The following is a 16,120-nucleotide window of genomic DNA, read 5'->3' as shown; positions in this document are numbered from 1 at the left end:
TCAGCTCGATTGAGTTCACCGTACGTCTTCAGGCCGAGGACACACGGTGCCTTTTTTCAAGCCCTGCTCGTAATCTCTGAACATGAACAGGCATTCCTTGCTAACGCCATCCGGAGACGGGTGCGCCGCCCGTGGGTTGAAATCAGGCACGCGTTTTCGGGTCCATTCGATCAGAGCTTTCCGAGCGTAGTTCCATGGGTGGGCTTCGCTGTAACTGAAATTCTCAAGCGTATATACCAATTGAGACAATTCAGCTGGATGAAGCTCATATAACTGAACAAGTTTCAGAGCCATAGGGTATCGAGTCCCACTTAATGCACTTACAAATGCTGTTTGCCAATTCCGATACTTCTCAATGGATTCTTTGTGCAAGTCCACGGAAGGATCAGCACCGTGAGCCAGTAGATAATCAAACGCTGCAAAATTCCACAAATAGACCGAACAAGCCAGTGGCGTACGTCGATTGGGATAACCAACATCAAAATAGGCATTTGGCGATGCGCCATATTCCACCAGCAGCTCAAGAAACTGACTGTTGTAGTGGTCAATGGCCGTACACATGGCATGATCGGCCAGCTCACGCCCCAGCACCGCTTCCGGATTTGCCCCCTTTTCCAGAGCTGCACGAGCGCCTTCCAGATCCTTGTCCACCAGACGGCTCAGAAGCTTTCTATCCATATCAACGGAGCCTTCAGCCAGTACGCTGCTCGTCCACATAAAACTGGCGAATAGCAGCAGAAAAACCGGGAACCTCCATGATTGTGCAAACATTCTGCGTTCTCCTTTATTCATGGGCAATTAACTGCAATCAACGATTCCAGAACGTGTATCACCGCATCCATGGAATGCCAGATGGCCGGAAAGAACCCATCTATACCTTGTTGGGCATTCTCGTGAACCGCATTGACCCAGGGAACATCCGGATTGGGAATTTGAGTAAAATGACCGGGCGCCGTTTGTAGATTCCCCCAGTCCAGATCATCCAATCGCTCCTGCAGAACAGTGACGGGGTCAAAGTCTGTATGAATATGTTCTACGTGTTGATCAGCATTGGCATATTCGTTTGTCAGTCCGTACAAGGCAGCTGTTGTCGGTTGAAAAGCCGCCGTGTTGAAGACGGTGGCAGGTCTTTGTGTTGCCAGAGCAGCAACAGTAGCCAGCCCACCGCCCAGTGAGTGACCAGTAAATTCGATCTCTGCGCCCGGGAATCTTCTCGCAATATCTCTAGCCAGAGTAAATGCAAGATCATACTGCCTCGCCCTGTTCCCCCTTGCCTGCTCAAAATTGACATCCCAATCGTCTCCCACCCCATCCGTACCCCGGAATGCAACAATATAGCGACCCGTCGCAGGATCCTGATATAGCTGTGCATCAAAACCATCAAGATGGAATTGATCGTTCGTAAAACCGATCTCTTCCGGCTTCACCAAGGTATACAACGGCTCGCAGCTATCATTGCCATATGCACAACGAGATAACAATGCCATATTGAGATCATCAGTCAGGTCCTGACACGTTTTACCCGCAGGTAAACCACAGTACCTGCGCATCTCTGACCACCAAGGCACATCACTGGCACTCCTTGCCAACCCACCACCTGGATTAAAGCCGGTATCTGGTTCAGGGCTGGAATACGTTTCGAGTTTTTGCAACAGTTCGACCGACACCAACCCGTCCAACTGACAAGGTTCCGCCCCACGCCCCAAAGCCTGAACTCTGTCGTGTGAAAACGTCTCCGGATTGGGCAGATTCTCACCGGCAAAACACGGTGGTAGTGATTCGGTCAAAGAACGTCTGGCAAGCTCCGAGAATGTCAACTCGCCAAGAACCATCTGCTTGATATGGCCCGTTCTATCCGTTGTCAGCTTGACGGCAATATCACCCTGCTCATGAGGATAGACACCGTCATAAGTACTCTCTCCTGACGGCTGCCCCGTTGAGGCGTCATTCAAGCGTTTCAGACCTGCCCAAAGGCTGGCTACGGCATCACCCATAGGATCTGTTGATTGTGGGCCTTTAACAGGCCCTGAGGAGGGGGCTGTTTCAGGCACACAGTTGTCACAGGTAATATTGAACGTACCATTCCTATCGGAAAACCCACCGTTTTCACCCGACCAGTCGTAGCGAGTTTTACGACCATCAACATAGGTCACAACGGCGCCCGAGGTGCCCGGTTCAGCGACGCTTGAATCACCACTCACGGAGTCACGCACAATCTCCAGGCCATTGCGACCACCCTCTTCAATCCAGGCGATGGCCTGTCCTGATGAGTCATAGCGCCATTCGCTGATGCGGCCTTCTACACTGGATTGACGTCCGGAGAGGTGGTTCGGCCAGTCGTCATCGTCATAGCCATACTCCACCACCTGCCCATCGGGATACTGCGCCTCCAGCAGATTCCCAAAACTGCCGTATTGATACTGAATGAGTTCACCATTGGGCAGCCTCACAGAAGCAATCGATCCGGCAACTTGCGCCATGGTGGCACTGCCATACTCGGGGAGCTTGTCGATGCCGGGCACGTACTGAAACAAGAGAACATCACCGTGACTATCGGTCACCGACTGCAACTTCCCGGCTCGATAGTTCAAACTCACGCTTCCCAGATAACCACCTGAATCCAGTAATACAAGATAGGATCCTTGAAAAATCATGCGTCGTCCATCACTCAAGTACCAGGTACTGCGTTCACCAGACTCCAGGTAACCGTCGCCTGCCGATGTCGGCAAGAACAGATCTGGACGACTGACATCGGTTGAACGGTAAAAATGGATCAGGCGCCCGTCGCTTTGCACAATAGATAAATGATCCTCACCTGAGCGCGTTAACAAAACCTGATAGGTATGTCGCCATCCTGGTCCAAAACCAACGTCATGGGAATTCAATGTACTGTTGTAATGACGTGCCAGTGTCAGCCCGGATGTAAAAGACTTGTAATCAAGGTCGAATTGATACTTATTGCCACTGACTACATTAATCGGATTGCCGACGTGATACCGCACTTCCTGCGTGCTGGGCGAGCTGCCAGGTTCATTCTCAATACCGCAAGACGGTGCCCCTGCTTCTGGCACCAGGCAACTGAGCACAGGCTCTGGACTGGAGATTTCTGGTGACTGCGAAGTATCGTCGGCCGCCAGCCCTGAAGTGAAAGCGCAAAGGTTCAGGCAGGCCGACAAAAGCAGTGCCCAGCACAGCCGCTTGAGCTTCAAACCGGTAAGACCGGGCTACCTCTTTGTCTCGACGAACAAGCTATCCAATGCCTGTTCTGAGCTTTGAACTTATTGACGAACGCCGTGGTTCGTGAAAATTGCACCTGTAAGGACTTCATACACTTTCCCTGTGTGATGGAGTTGGGCTAACGTCCTGCCGCCCATTGATGTTGAAAAACACTGCTTCCGATACTAAACAAATATCTCTGCACTTTTCCGAGACTTACGTCTCACTTTCAGAGTCTCACGACAGAAACCCTCAGACAGAAGCCACGGACCCATCCCAGAAGGTAGCCTCGATCTTGTTGCCATCCGGATCAACGATAAAACAACCGTAATAAGGCTCACCGTAGTGTGGTCGAGGACCCGGTGCACCAGCATCAGTTCCGCCTGCACTCAGTGCCGCCTTGTGAAAGGCTTGCACAGCTTCACGAGATTCTGCAATGAAACCGATGTGCACGCCATTGCCGACCGTTGCCTTCTCATCGTTCTCAGGCAAGGCTATCCAGAACTCAGGGAATTGTCTGCCATAGGCCGCAGCCATTCCCTCCAGTGTTTCGATTCGTTCTATCCCCAGTGTCGACAGCACGTTGTCATAGAAGGTACAGGCACCCGCAAGATCATTGGTACCCAATGACACATGCGAAATAATGCTCGGGTTTTTCTCCGTCATGATAGTTAGCGCTCACCTGGCTGTCAGACAAAAACTCATTATTTTCAGCGCGAAGGCTTGCTCCAGAGCATATTCCGCCAAGGATGCATAGCGCCCAGTCTCGCCAAAATGACCACTGGTCATATTAGTCTTCAGGTATATCGCCCCCGTGTCAACTCGACGCTGACGGTGTCGCGCGACCCATTTGGCAGGTTCCCAGTACGTCACCCTCGCATCACTGATACCTGCCGTCACCAGCATGGGCGGATAAGCGCGTGCCTGAACATTCATGTAAGGACAATAACTGCGAATATCGGCAAAAGCCTGAGGGTCTGTTTTCGGATTACCCCACTGGGACCATTCTCCGGGCGTCAAAGGCAGATTTTCATCCAATAGGGTATGCAGAACATCGACAAAAGGCACCCCTGCAATCGCCCCTCCCCACAAGTCTGTCTCGCGATTAAGCGCAGCACCAACCAGCAAGCCTCCAGCTGATGCACCCGACAAGACGATTCTTCCAGCTGAGGTATAGTTCTGGGCAACCAGATACTCAGCCACACCGATCAGATCATCAATGCTGCGGTGTTTGCCGCTGAACCGTGCCGCATCATACCAGGCCCGACCCTTTTCCTGTCCGCCACGAACATGTGCCACGACATGCACAAAGCCTCTGTCTATCAGAGACAGCAATGAGGCTGAAAACGTTGCCGGTGAGGATGAGCCATAAGCTCCATAGCCGGTCAACAAGCAGGGAGCAGTACCATCCAGTGGGGTCTTCTTGTGATGCAGCACGGTCAGGGGGACTTGCTCTCCATCCGCAGACTCGGCATACAAACGCCTGACCACATAATTTTCCGGGTCATGTCCGCTGGGAATAAGCTCTTGTTTCAATAACGAGCGCTCGCCGGTTTCCAGATCAAAAGACCAGGTCTGCTCAGGTGTTGACGGTGATTCATAACCAAAGCGAAACCTGGTTTCATCAAATTCCAGCAGCGGTTCAAGGCTCAACGCGTAGGCCTCTTCATCAAAATCGATGCGTTGTACCGAGGCCGTTTCCAGCAAAGGCAGATCGCCCGCCATGGCGATAGCACCAGAGGAGCGTGCGTAGCAAATTCGCGGCAGCGCATCTTCGCGCTCCATCCACATGATCCAGTCCTGATACGCATAGACGTCCAGCACCATGCGGCCTTCCTGAGACGGCAGCCAGTCACGCCAATAACGACGCGATGGTGTCGCACATGGCGTCTGCATGATCTTGTAGTCACTGGCGCCATCGGCATTCGTCAATATCAGGAAACGATCGCCCTGGTGTTCGACGCTGTATTCCAGATCCTCGGTGCGTGACTCGATCAGAACGGGTTCAGAGGTCATATCGTCACAGGGGATGTACCAGACTTCGCTTTGATCATTCATGTCTGTGGAAATGAAGACATAGCGACCTGACAGACTGGTCCAGATAGAGCAGAAGAAGCGTGAATCCTGCTCTTCGAAGACAAGCACATCATCAGCGGGATCAGCCCCCTGCTCATGCCGATAGACCTGATTGGGTCGATGTTCCGAATCTACCCGGGTATAGAACAGGTAGCGGTCATCTCCCCAGGTGATGGACTCCACATCGTTGATGATGTCTTCGTCCACACCGGTTTCCAGATTGCGTATATAGACGCAGTATCGCTCGGCCCCGACCGTATCGACACTCCAGGCAAGCCAGGCGTGGTTCGAACTGTATTCCACATCACCAGGGCTGTAATATTCATGACCATCGGATTCGACATTGAAATCAATCAGCAACTGCTCTTGAGTGTAGTTTTGCTGAGACGATGCCACACTCTGGCCCTTCACATCCAGATCTGATACACCCAGATCCGATTTGCCAGCAGCCGCCACTCGAACGTCTGACTCTCGGCCCTGCCGGGGAATTCGCCAATAACTGGGATATTCCTCATCACCGATATAGCGTTCAAAATACGACCATGGCCCCTCTTCATCAGGCAAGGAATCATCATCAGCCTCAATACGTCCACGCATCTCGCCCAGCAACGTCGCCTGCAGCTCAACCGTATCTGCCATATTGAATTCACACCAGGCATTCTCCTGATCAAGATATTCCTTGATGGCTTCTGGCAACAACTCAGGCTCATCCACACAGGCCTGCCAGTTGTCTGCACGCAGCCAGCCAAATTCATCGACCCATTTCTCACCATGTAAATGATGCTCAACCGGAATCTGACCGGCACAAGGCAGCTTGCCTGAGATCTTCAAGAGAGCACCAACGCATCACCGATCAGATGATGCAAGCTGGTCACCTGCACTTGCTCCAGGTCATGATGCGGCAAGACACTAGTCAGCTGCGTCTTGCAGATAGCACAGATTGCCACCAGATGCGTCACCTGCTCTGTGGTAACAACTGCCTGCAAAGCCTGCGCCCTGGGCAGTGCCCCTTTGATCCGAATCTCCATCAGATCATCAGTCAGTAAACCACCACCACCGCCACAACAGAATGTTTTCTGCCCGGTTGTATCCGAACTCATCTCCACCACCCGGGGTACACTGGCAGCCAGCAACTCTCGAGGAATCGTGAACTGGCCATCGGAGCGATTGCCCATACTGGCTCCTCGAGCCACATTACAGGAGTCGTGAAAGGTGACCACTTTGCCCTGATTTCTGGAAGGGTCCAGTGTTATCTGCCCTGTTGACAAGAGTTGATGAGTCACCTCGCAGATGTGTTCGGGACGTGGATGATCTTTATCCAGAAAATCCATAGGACCTACCAGTTTGTTCATGAAACTATAAGCCACTCGCCAGGCATGCCCGCATTCGCCCATCACGATACGCGAGACGCCCAGATCAATACCGGCTTGCCGGATGCGTAATGCAATGTCTCGCATATGTTCGTGCTGGCCGGTAAACAGGGCAAAATTGGCAGCCTCGGATGCGTGTGAGCTGAATGTCCAGCGAATACCTGACTGATGCAGCACTTTGGCATAACCGATCAATCCATCGACGTGGGGTTCTGCAAAGAAATCTGCCGAAGGTGTCACCACCAGCATCTGTGCGCCGACTTCATCCAGTGGCAAACGAACTGCAACTCCGGTCTCATCGAGAATATCCTCCTCCAGACTTTCGAGTACATCAGCCAGAGCATGCTTCTTCATGCCCAGGTTGTTACCAATGCTTTTAACCTTGGTGATAATTTCCTCAGAGTACTGCTGCCCCAGTCCAATGGTTGCCAGGATTTCCCGCCCAGCCATGGTGACTTCAGAGGTATCAATCCCTTTGGGACAAAAGACCGTGCAACGCCGACACTCGGAACACTGATGAAAGTAGGTGTACCAGTCATTCAGCATGGACTCATCCAGATCCCGCGCACCCACCAGCCACGGCATATAACGACCGGCAAAGGTGAAGTGACGACGGTATACCGAGCGAATCAGATCCTGCCTGGCAACCGGCATGTTTTTAGGATCATGGGTGCCCAGAAAATAATGGCATTTATCGGTGCAGGCACCGCATTTGGTGCACGAATCCAGAAAGATACGCAAGCCGCGGCGCTCTTTGACCAACTCACCCAGACGCTGGATGGCTTTGTCGTGCCAGTCGTCAACCAGCTTGCCCGGTAGGCCGAGAGCGTTCTGTATATCCGGTCGGGCCACCTGGCTTTTGACACCGGCTGTTGCCCCTTCGGCAATCAGCGGGATGACACGATAACGACCGACAACCGGGCGCGTCGCTGTTTTTCCCGCTGATGTATTTTCGATCATGCGTTCGGATCACGCTGGTTGAAGGTCGGGCTCAGCAGGACACCTGCACCATGCAGTAGTTTGCTGATGGGAAATATGGCAATCAGCAGCAGAACCGGTGCCAGGTGCAGCCAGAGTCCTGCATGGGCCGGCAGAGCCTGCCAGTCGAATGTCAGGGCACCGCGAAGAAACTCTCCCACCGCATGCAGTTCGGTTGACCATAGGCGCTTCAGCGCCGCACCAGAGCCTGCTATGGTCAATAGCAGTAGCAGATGCAAGTAATCACTGGGGGCCGAGATATACCGTAAGCGGTCCACGACGATGCGGCGGATCAACAAAATGATGAGCCCGAGCAGCAGGCCGGTGGTCGCCCAGCCACTGAGCCTGATAAAGGGCAACAGCCATAGCGGAAACTGCGGCAATACAAATCGCAAGTGCACAATCAGCACCAGCAACAAACCATAGTGGAATATCAGGCTGGCAGCCCAGGTCGTCTTGTTGGCACGAGCCAGAGAGCGGAAAGTAAAGCACTCAAGCAACAGCCGCCCCGCCACTCCAACATGGGTTCGGGGTGTGGGCGCCAATGGTATGGGTAATGGCAATGGGGTGGTGACCCAGCTGGCAATGCGCCACGCGGTGGCTGTCAGCAGCCAGATAAAAGCGGCAGTAAACAGATAGCCGGGCAGTAATTCAAACACAGCCAGTCGGCTTGGGCATGCCAGCATAACGACAGGCTTGCTTGGCTGGTCCCCGCGGAAACAGCTCATACAGGTATTTGCTGTTACCTTTTTCGCGCCCGTATCGCTTACCGATCTGTTTGGTCAGAATACGGATGGCTGGCGCTATCTCATAGTTCTCGTAGTATTCCTGCAAAAAATTGAGCACTTCCCAGTGGGCTTCTGTCAGCTGGATACCGTCCGCCCCTGCCAGCTCATTGGCCAGCTCAGGCGTCCAGTCCGTATGTCTTCGCAGATAGCCTTCGTGGTCAGTTTCAAGATTGTCGATCAGTGAACTCATCAGTCAATGATAACCAGTTTGATACGGGCGAAAGTGGCTTGGGACTACAACAGTGCGGGCTACTGATCATTCTACAAGCACCGAGCCAGGCTCGATGCGGCATTGTTCAGCGGGCCAGCGTCAGCAAAACATCTACCATTTCATCCGAAGTACCCAGATAACGGGTGATGCGAATATCCATATCCGGATATTCAGCCTGTTTGATGGCGACCTGCTCGGGGATATCATCGGCCACGTGTGTGCCACGAGCCAGAAAATAGGGAATCACCTGCACACTGGTGGCGCCCTTCGCAATGCAGCGTTCAATACCATCAGGAATCAGCGGATCCGCCAGTTCCAGAAAAGCATGCTCAACAATGTCGTATTCACCTGAAGCCTTGTCGGCCAGTCGGGCCGCCAGAGTAGCAATCTCGATATTGGATTCGGCTCGGCGACTACCATGGGCAACTAGCAATAACGATTTCATACAATAAACCCACTCTGTTAGAAGCCGACAATAGCGTCGGCCCTACTGATACGTTATTCAGGATAAAACGATCATCAGATCTTCTTGAATGCTTGCTGTCGCAGATCTGACACTGCGTTGGCATGACCATCAAAGCCTTCATAGCTTGCGAAGCGATGAGTATGGGGTGCCATCTCGGCGTAACCCGTCTCGGTCATATGCGCCACGGAACAGGTCTTCATGAAATCATGCACCCCTAATGGGGAGTGGGTACGAGCAGCACCAGAGGTTGGCAGCACGCAATTGGGGCCCATCATGTAATTGGCAATTGAACCTGCCGCATGCTCTCCCAGCAAGATTTCACTGGCATTGCGTATATGAGCCAGATGCTCATGAGGGGTTTTCGACAAGACCTGACAATGCTCCGGTGCATAGTCATTAATGAAGGCGTAAGCCTCTTCACGCGTTCTGGCAAGCACGATGCCACCACGCATACCGCTCAACACTGACGATGAATAGCCAGCCAGTGTCTCGTTCTGCTGATCCCAGTAGCCGGGAATAGCCGCACGGATAGTGTTGGCCAGCTCGGCATCCCAGGTGACCAGAAAGGCACTGCTGTCAGGACCGTGCTCTGACTCAATGGTCATGTCCAGTGCTGCGATATACGGATTAGCCGTCTCGTCGGCTAGCAGAATGGTCTCACTAGGACCTGCCGGCATACCCGGATCGATGCGTCCGGCCAGCATGCGCTTGGCTGCGACCAGCCACGGGCTGCCGGGACCAACGATCTTGAAGCACCGGGGAATCGTAGCCGTGCCGTAAGCGGCAGCGGCCACCGCTTGTGCGCCACCCGCCTTGTAGACCTGTTCTACACCTGCCAGCCTGGCCGCAACCAGTGTCGCCGGGTCAATCTGCCCGTCAGCACCAGGTGGTGTGAGAATGATGGGTTCAGGTACACCGGCGACCGAGGCAGGAATAGCCGTCATCAAGGTCACTGATGGGAAGGATCCCTTGCCTCTGGGTGAATAACAAGCCACTGAATCTATCGGGGTGGCGCGTTCACCCACCAGCACACCCGGACGAATCTCCTTCATCCACATTTCCGGTGGCCGCTGCGCTTCATGGAAACGACGTATGTTGTCTGCCGAATATTCCAGCGTTTCAATCATGGCACGGTCAACCTGATCGAAGGCTTTGTCGATATCCGCCTTGCTCGCAGCGATAGCATCTGCTGTCAGAGACTTTGCACCGTCAAATTCCCGACCGAAACGTGCCAGAGCTTCATCGCCCTCCTTGCGAACGGCTTCAATGATGGGTCTCACACCATCAAGGAATTGATCCAGGTCGTCCTCTGCCCGACTTAGCAGGCTTGCGCGTTCTTCGCTGGAAAGCTTGCCAAGTTCGTGCAAGGCAACGTCAGGGTATTTTCGAGCAGTCATGCGATCAGGTTCAGAAAAAGGCCAGACGAAGTATACCGCGTCAGGCTTGCAGGCTTCCCGCTTCTCCTTGCAGGGCATACAATTCCAGCGCCTTTGCCACCCACGCCTCAGAATCCAGCAACTCGGACCATGCACTATTGAAGTGCACCAAACCTTCCACGATACCAGCGGCATAGTTGCCGTTAAGCGCACGACCGCCTGCCAGGCTCAGAGCACCTTCGGCCTGATAACTGGAGGCCTCAGTCGCATTGAGCGCCGCCAGCCGCCTGACCGCCTCGCGAGTGGGCAAATCGGCGTTTCTGACGGTGACCGAGGGTATTTCACTGGCCAGTGCGGTGACATCGTTGCCGCTGTCGCCACTGAACAGTGTTTGCTCATTATCGACCTCCAGCAACTTCTGCACATGCCTGATGGCATCGACCTTCGTCGCATGTAAAGGCAAGACATCCAGCAGCTGAACATTTTTCTGAGGGTCATCGCTGAACACCAGCGAAGCCTTGATCCCCTGCCCCGCCAGAAGCTCTTCGAGCCGGAGTTTCAGGTTTTCAGTGTCCAGCTCTCGGGGCAGATAGTAACTGCGCTTGAATCGTGTCTGACGATCTGCTTCCTGATCTTCAAGCTCGTTGAAAGAAGCAAGCAATTCGCGCATATCCTCACTGTCCAGACCATTCCAGTCATCAGCTATCTGCAGCTGCCAGGCTTCCTGTAATAGCCAGCCCTCGCCATCTCGTACGTAGACGCTGGTTCCTACGTCGGCGACAATAACATCCGGCTTTTGCAGCTCGTATTGCTGCACGGATTTCAGAATACGGGCCAGATCCCGCCCCGAGACATAAGCCAGAGCCACCGCATGGCTTTGCAGCAAATGCCACAAAACGGGCCGCGCAGCCGGTGACTCGGACTCATCGCCATTTGGCAACAAGGTGCGATCAAGATCCGTGCACAACAATTTCATCAGGCAGGTTCCGAGACAGGTTCCGGTGCTTTGCACTCGCCAAGAAAATCATAAAACTCCATGGCCTCGAGAATGCCTGCAGCATAATTTTTAGACGTGAAGTGAATGCGTGAGCTTTCCACCAGCTGGGAGAGCTCCTCATGTGAGCGGTTCCCGACAATGGCCGCCAGGGTATTACCCCGCATCATGTCCTCATCCGCACCTGAACCACCGATGGCCAGCACCCGCTCCAGAGGAATGCCGAATTTGGCAGCCACATGGCGCAAAGCCAGTCCCTTGGAGGCGCGAATCGGCATGATGTTCAGAAACTCACCATGCGAGAAAACGATATTGACCGCCTGGTCCTCCTGAAACAGTCGCGCACTGATCTCGTTCAGGCTCGGAGCTACTTCGGAATCATAAAGATAGCTGATCTTGAACTCACTCTGCTGAGCGTCTTCACGCGGACGGATACCAGGCACCTCTCCCAACACCCGGCGAACCTGCTGTGGAGTCCACTGCTTTTCAATATGGTGCTTCCAGCCCGTATCCTCTGTCAGCTTCGGTGCGAATGTAATTTCGGTACCGGCACTGGCAATCAGCACATCGGGCTCTGGAATTCCATGCTTTTTCAGCAGACGTAAAGCGGCATCCAGACGAAGTCCCGTATTGATACAGAATTTCATGCGCTTGCGATTCGCACGCACCACCTTGATCAGCTCCTGCAGGGCTTCATCGTCGCCCAGCAAACTGCGGTTAAGGTCGGTGAACAGGGCTCGGTCCGTGTGGCCCGCACTGTAGGTCTGACGATCTTCAAGCAGCTCGCTGGATGCCTGCTTACCGGTGATCGAAGACACCATTCGCAGGTACTCCTCGACATGAGCAGGCCAGTAATAATGCTGTCGCACACCTCGCAAGCCGGCCACTGAGCGCTGTTGCCAAAGCTCCCAGTCACCAATCACATCCTTGATGGCTCGGGCGATGCCTTCAGGTTCAAGCGGGTCGATGAGCAAGCCGTTTTCGCAGTTTCCGATAATATCCCGTGGGCCACCATCCTCAGTTGCCACGATCGGCAGACCGCTGGCGGCTGCCTCGATCAAAGTCAGGCCAAAGGGTTCGGTCAGGGCCGGGTTGACGAACACGCCACCGCTGAGCGTCGCCAGGCGATAAAGCACAGGCACATCATCAGAGCCATGGTGCTTGGGGTATGCAACACGCCCATACAGGTCGTAGCGATCGATTAGTTGCAGAAGCTCTGTCAACACATCGCGGGCGCCCTTGTCGAGCTCGTTGAGGTTATCCCGGTTACCCATGACCACCACCAGATTGGCGCGCTCCTGCAACTCCGCATCATTGCCATAGGCGTGGATCAGTGTCGAGATGTTCTTGCGTGCATCAGCTCGGGATACAGCCAGAATCATCGGCTTGTCTGGCTCCTTGAGAAAGCGGTGCACTTCCTGCGCAATATCGGACTCGTGCTCTTTACCTTGTGGCGGTTGAAATCTGGACAGATTGGTACCAGGCGGGATGACATGCATGGCTTCTGGCCGGTAGAAATCGTAGAGCTCGTACTGTTCTTCGATTTCCTGAAAGGTACTGGTGATGACACGCTCGGCGGATGCCAGCGTCAGCTCTTCTGCGGCAATTCGGCGCGCCATGTTGTAGCTGTCGTCTATGGTCGCTCGATCCAGTCCGCTGGCCAGCAGGCGATGACGCTTGACTCTACCTAGCGAGTGGCCCGTGTGTACCAGAGGGATTCCCAGTAGATGAGACAACCGGCTACCGACATAGCCCGCATCAGCATAATGGCTGTGCAGCAGATCAGGCTCAGCGCCTTCTTCCCGATAATAATCAATAAGATTGTCGGCGAAGGTATCCAGATGATTCCACAGCTTCTCTTTGGCAAGATACTCTGTGCCTCCTGCTTCGATGCGCAGGATACGAGCATTTTCAGCGAGGGACTCTGTTACCTGCCCGTAGTCCTCCGATAGCCTGTCTTCGCAAACACGCCGGGTAACCAGGTCCACGCGAGCAACGTTGTCAGCCTCTGCCAGTGCTCGAGCCAACTCCACGACATACAGCACTTGCCCGCCGGTATCTGCATCCTTACCCAGCTCCAGCTCATTGGCACGAATCAGACCATGCACGCTGATCAGACAGATATGTAGCCCTTTCTGAGTTTTCATTTGGCGTCTTCTGTGCTCTCAAGTTTATCGAATTCCAATGCAGAATCGCACTCCTGACCGTCGGCTTCACGCCATGCGCCGCGTGCTACCATTCCTACGGAATACAAGCACCTTACAGGGTTCCTTCTGCTCGAATCCATTATGCCTTGTCTGTACCCGATAACCCAACTTCGTGGAAATACTACAGGGCGTTTCGATGAGCTGCTCGGTGAACAGGTACTGATAGCAACTTCTATATTTCCCATCAAGAAATGCCGCTATGGCTTATGGGATCAAGTCAGAGTATAAATCGCTTCATGAACGCAACGATTCACAACACTTCGCCAACTGACTCTGGTTTGCGAGTTCGACTGGGGGTTTTGCAAGCCGGGCGCGCGCCAGAGGCCTTGCTGGATCACCACGCCGACTATGACCGGATGTTTGAAAATCTACTTGGTGCAGATGCCTTCGACTACCGGCACTTCCCGGTTCTTGATAACGTATTTCCGAATAATATCGACGATGCTGATGCCTGGCTGATCACCGGCTCACGCTTTGGCGCCTATGAAGATCACACCTGGATCCCGCCACTGGAGGCCTTTATCCGCGAAGTGTATGCCTCCGGAAAGCCGATGGTTGGCATCTGCTTCGGACACCAGATAATTGCCCAAGCCCTGGGCGGCAAGGTCGAAAAATTCGCCGGCGGCTGGTCGGTCGGACGTGTCGAATATGATCTGGACGAAAGTGTCTTCGGCCCCCCGGCATCGAATACCGCCGATTCATCGGCACTGATGGCTTTTCATCAGGACCAGGTCGTATCACTGCCTGCCGAAGCCAAAAACGTGGGTAGCAGCAGCTTTTGTCAGAACGCAGCACTTTTGTACGGCAACCGGATGTTGACGCTGCAGCCGCATCCTGAGTTTGACAAGAGTTTTATCCAGGGCCTACTGGATGTGCGTGGAGAAATACTGCCCGATGAGGTCAAGACACGCGCAGCAGCGACATTAGAGCAGCCTATCGCCCAAAGCTCGATTGCCCAGACCCTGCGTCACTTCCTGTCTCGCCAGACGTCCTGATTGCAGAGACACCCTATTCTCATCCTTTCCCCTTCACAACAACAGCTCTCACTGATACCCGGAATCTTATGAACGCGGACATTTCCTGGATGGATCGACTGCCGGAACCTTTTCATGCCTGGCTTGATGGGCGCAAAGTCGATGATGTGGAGTGCGTGATAGCCGACATTGCAGGTACGTCTCGCGGCAAGGCCATGCCGGCGCGAAAGTTTGCCAAGGCCGATGCCATGTATTTGCCCAGTTCCATCTTCTATCAGACGATCACTGGCGAATATGTGAACCTGAAGGACATGCCAGACCAGTGGACCGAGTCAGATCTGATTCTGACACCGGACTTTACCGCGGCCACTGCCGTGCCCTGGTCTGCCGATGTTACTTTGCAGGTAATTCACGACATATTCAATCAGGATGGCAGCCCGGTGGGCATGTCTCCGCGTAATGTGCTCAAGCGTGTCGTTGAGGCCTATTCGAAGAATGGCTGGAAACCCGTCGTAGCCCCTGAACTCGAATTTTATCTCACCAAGCCGAACATTGATCCGGACTTGCCCATTGAGCCGCCAATCGGACGTACCGGTCGCCAGGGTATTGCCCGTCAAGCCTATTCGATGAGTGCCGTGGAAGAATACGGCACGGTCATCGACGACATCTATGAGTTTGCTGAAGCTCATGGATTCGAGATCGATACCATCATTCAGGAAGGCGGTGCCGGACAGATAGAAATCAACCTGCAACACGGTGACCCATTACATCTGGCCGATCAGGTGTTTTTCTACAAGCGTCTCATCCGTGAGGCGGCATTGCGTAACGGCTGCTTCGCCACCTTCATGGCAAAACCCATGGAAGGTCAGCCTGGCAGTGCCATGCATATCCATCAAAGTGTCATCTCCCTGGCCGATGGCAGCAATGTCTTCAACGGTGAAAACGACCTACCTACCGAGCATTTCTACGGTTTTATAGGCGGGCAACAAGCCTTGATCCCCAATGCCTTTTGCATATTTGCACCGTACGTCAACTCCTATCGTCGATTCCGGCCTGACGACTCAGCCCCCATCAACCTTGAATGGGGCACAGACAATCGCACCACTGGCATCCGGGTACCGCTCTCAAGCCCATCCAGCAGACGGGTTGAAAACCGCGTTGTCGGCATGGATTGCAATCCGTATCTGGCCATCGCAGCCAGCCTCGCCTGCGGCCTGATTGGAATGACAACCGGCATGAAGCCACGTGATCCCATCAAGGGGGATGCCTATTCTCTGCCGCCTGACATTCCCAGAGACCTGATGCGAGCCTTGGAACTGTTCAGTGCCAATGATGAACTGAAAACGCTGTTGGGCAATGATTTCTGCACCTTGTACAGTGCTATAAAACATCAGGAATCCGAGGCGTTTCTGCAAGTCATCAGTCCCTGGGAACGTGAGCATCTGTTACTGAACGTCTAACCCC

13 protein-coding genes are annotated in these 16,120 nt (G+C 53.7%); 2 read left to right on the top strand and 11 right to left on the bottom strand.

Going from position 1 to position 16,120, the window contains the following annotated elements:
* Positions 1–15: 15 nt before the first annotated feature.
* The 11 genes from IMCC3135_RS06905 to IMCC3135_RS06855 all read right to left on the bottom strand — a co-directional run bounded on the left by IMCC3135_RS06905 (position 16) and on the right by IMCC3135_RS06855 (position 13,622).
* Positions 16–771, bottom strand: a complete 756-nt coding sequence (locus IMCC3135_RS06905; protein ID WP_157735812.1) for an ankyrin repeat domain-containing protein — start codon at positions 769–771, stop codon at positions 16–18.
* A 17-nt stretch (positions 772–788) separates the two neighbouring features.
* On the bottom strand, positions 789–3,209 hold the full coding sequence (locus IMCC3135_RS06900) for a Tle-like phospholipase domain-containing protein (protein ID WP_157735811.1): 2,421 nt from the start codon (positions 3,207–3,209) through the stop codon (positions 789–791).
* Between the two features lie 259 nt (positions 3,210–3,468).
* Positions 3,469–3,882, bottom strand: a complete 414-nt coding sequence (locus tag IMCC3135_RS06895; protein ID WP_088916938.1) for a VOC family protein — start codon at positions 3,880–3,882, stop codon at positions 3,469–3,471.
* A gap of 12 nt (positions 3,883–3,894) precedes the next feature.
* Positions 3,895–6,123: a S9 family peptidase gene (locus IMCC3135_RS06890; RefSeq protein ID WP_088916937.1), complete on the bottom strand. Its 2,229-nt coding sequence runs from the start codon at positions 6,121–6,123 to the stop codon at positions 3,895–3,897.
* Positions 6,120–7,622, bottom strand: a complete 1,503-nt coding sequence (gene dsrK / locus IMCC3135_RS06885; protein ID WP_088916936.1) for a sulfate reduction electron transfer complex DsrMKJOP subunit DsrK — start codon at positions 7,620–7,622, stop codon at positions 6,120–6,122. The genes IMCC3135_RS06890 and dsrK overlap by 4 nt, the downstream gene beginning before the upstream one ends.
* The gene (locus IMCC3135_RS06880; RefSeq protein ID WP_157735810.1) at positions 7,619–8,299 is read right to left on the bottom strand and encodes a respiratory nitrate reductase subunit gamma; all 681 of its coding nucleotides are present in this window, start codon (positions 8,297–8,299) and stop codon (positions 7,619–7,621) included. The genes dsrK and IMCC3135_RS06880 overlap by 4 nt, the downstream gene beginning before the upstream one ends.
* A complete protein-coding gene (locus IMCC3135_RS06875; RefSeq protein WP_088916934.1) occupies positions 8,292–8,618 on the bottom strand; it encodes a TusE/DsrC/DsvC family sulfur relay protein in 327 nt (108 codons plus the stop codon). Before IMCC3135_RS06875 ends, IMCC3135_RS06880 begins: the two co-directional genes overlap by 8 nt.
* 106 nt (positions 8,619–8,724) lie before the next feature.
* Positions 8,725–9,084 carry a sirohydrochlorin chelatase gene (locus tag IMCC3135_RS06870; RefSeq protein ID WP_088916933.1) on the bottom strand — a complete coding sequence of 120 codons (360 nt, stop codon included), beginning with the start codon at positions 9,082–9,084 and terminating at the stop codon, positions 8,725–8,727.
* 74 nt (positions 9,085–9,158) lie between these two features.
* Positions 9,159–10,502 carry a histidinol dehydrogenase gene (gene hisD / locus IMCC3135_RS06865; protein ID WP_088921715.1) on the bottom strand — a complete coding sequence of 448 codons (1,344 nt, stop codon included), beginning with the start codon at positions 10,500–10,502 and terminating at the stop codon, positions 9,159–9,161.
* 40 nt (positions 10,503–10,542) lie between these two features.
* Positions 10,543–11,457 (bottom strand): HAD-IIB family hydrolase, encoded by a 915-nt coding sequence (locus tag IMCC3135_RS06860; RefSeq protein ID WP_088916932.1) that lies wholly within the window; start codon positions 11,455–11,457, stop codon positions 10,543–10,545.
* A complete protein-coding gene (locus IMCC3135_RS06855) occupies positions 11,457–13,622 on the bottom strand; it encodes an HAD family hydrolase (RefSeq protein WP_088916931.1) in 2,166 nt (721 codons plus the stop codon). Before IMCC3135_RS06855 ends, IMCC3135_RS06860 begins: the two co-directional genes overlap by 1 nt.
* A gap of 296 nt (positions 13,623–13,918) precedes the next feature.
* On the opposite strand from IMCC3135_RS06855, the gene IMCC3135_RS06850 reads away from it, so the two are divergent.
* Both IMCC3135_RS06850 and IMCC3135_RS06845 read left to right on the top strand, forming a co-directional pair.
* Entirely contained in the window at positions 13,919–14,677 is a 759-nt protein-coding gene (locus tag IMCC3135_RS06850; RefSeq protein ID WP_088921714.1) for a type 1 glutamine amidotransferase, read from the top strand.
* A gap of 68 nt (positions 14,678–14,745) precedes the next feature.
* Complete coding sequence (locus IMCC3135_RS06845) at positions 14,746–16,116, top strand: glutamine synthetase family protein (protein ID WP_088916930.1); 1,371 nt, start codon at positions 14,746–14,748, stop codon at positions 16,114–16,116.
* The last annotated feature ends 4 nt before the right edge of the window (positions 16,117–16,120 follow it).

Origin of the sequence: Granulosicoccus antarcticus IMCC3135, from assembly GCF_002215215.1 — a bacterium.
In the GTDB taxonomy this organism is placed as follows: domain Bacteria; phylum Pseudomonadota; class Gammaproteobacteria; order Granulosicoccales; family Granulosicoccaceae; genus Granulosicoccus; species Granulosicoccus antarcticus.
This window is presented reverse-complemented; position numbering and strand designations above follow the sequence as displayed.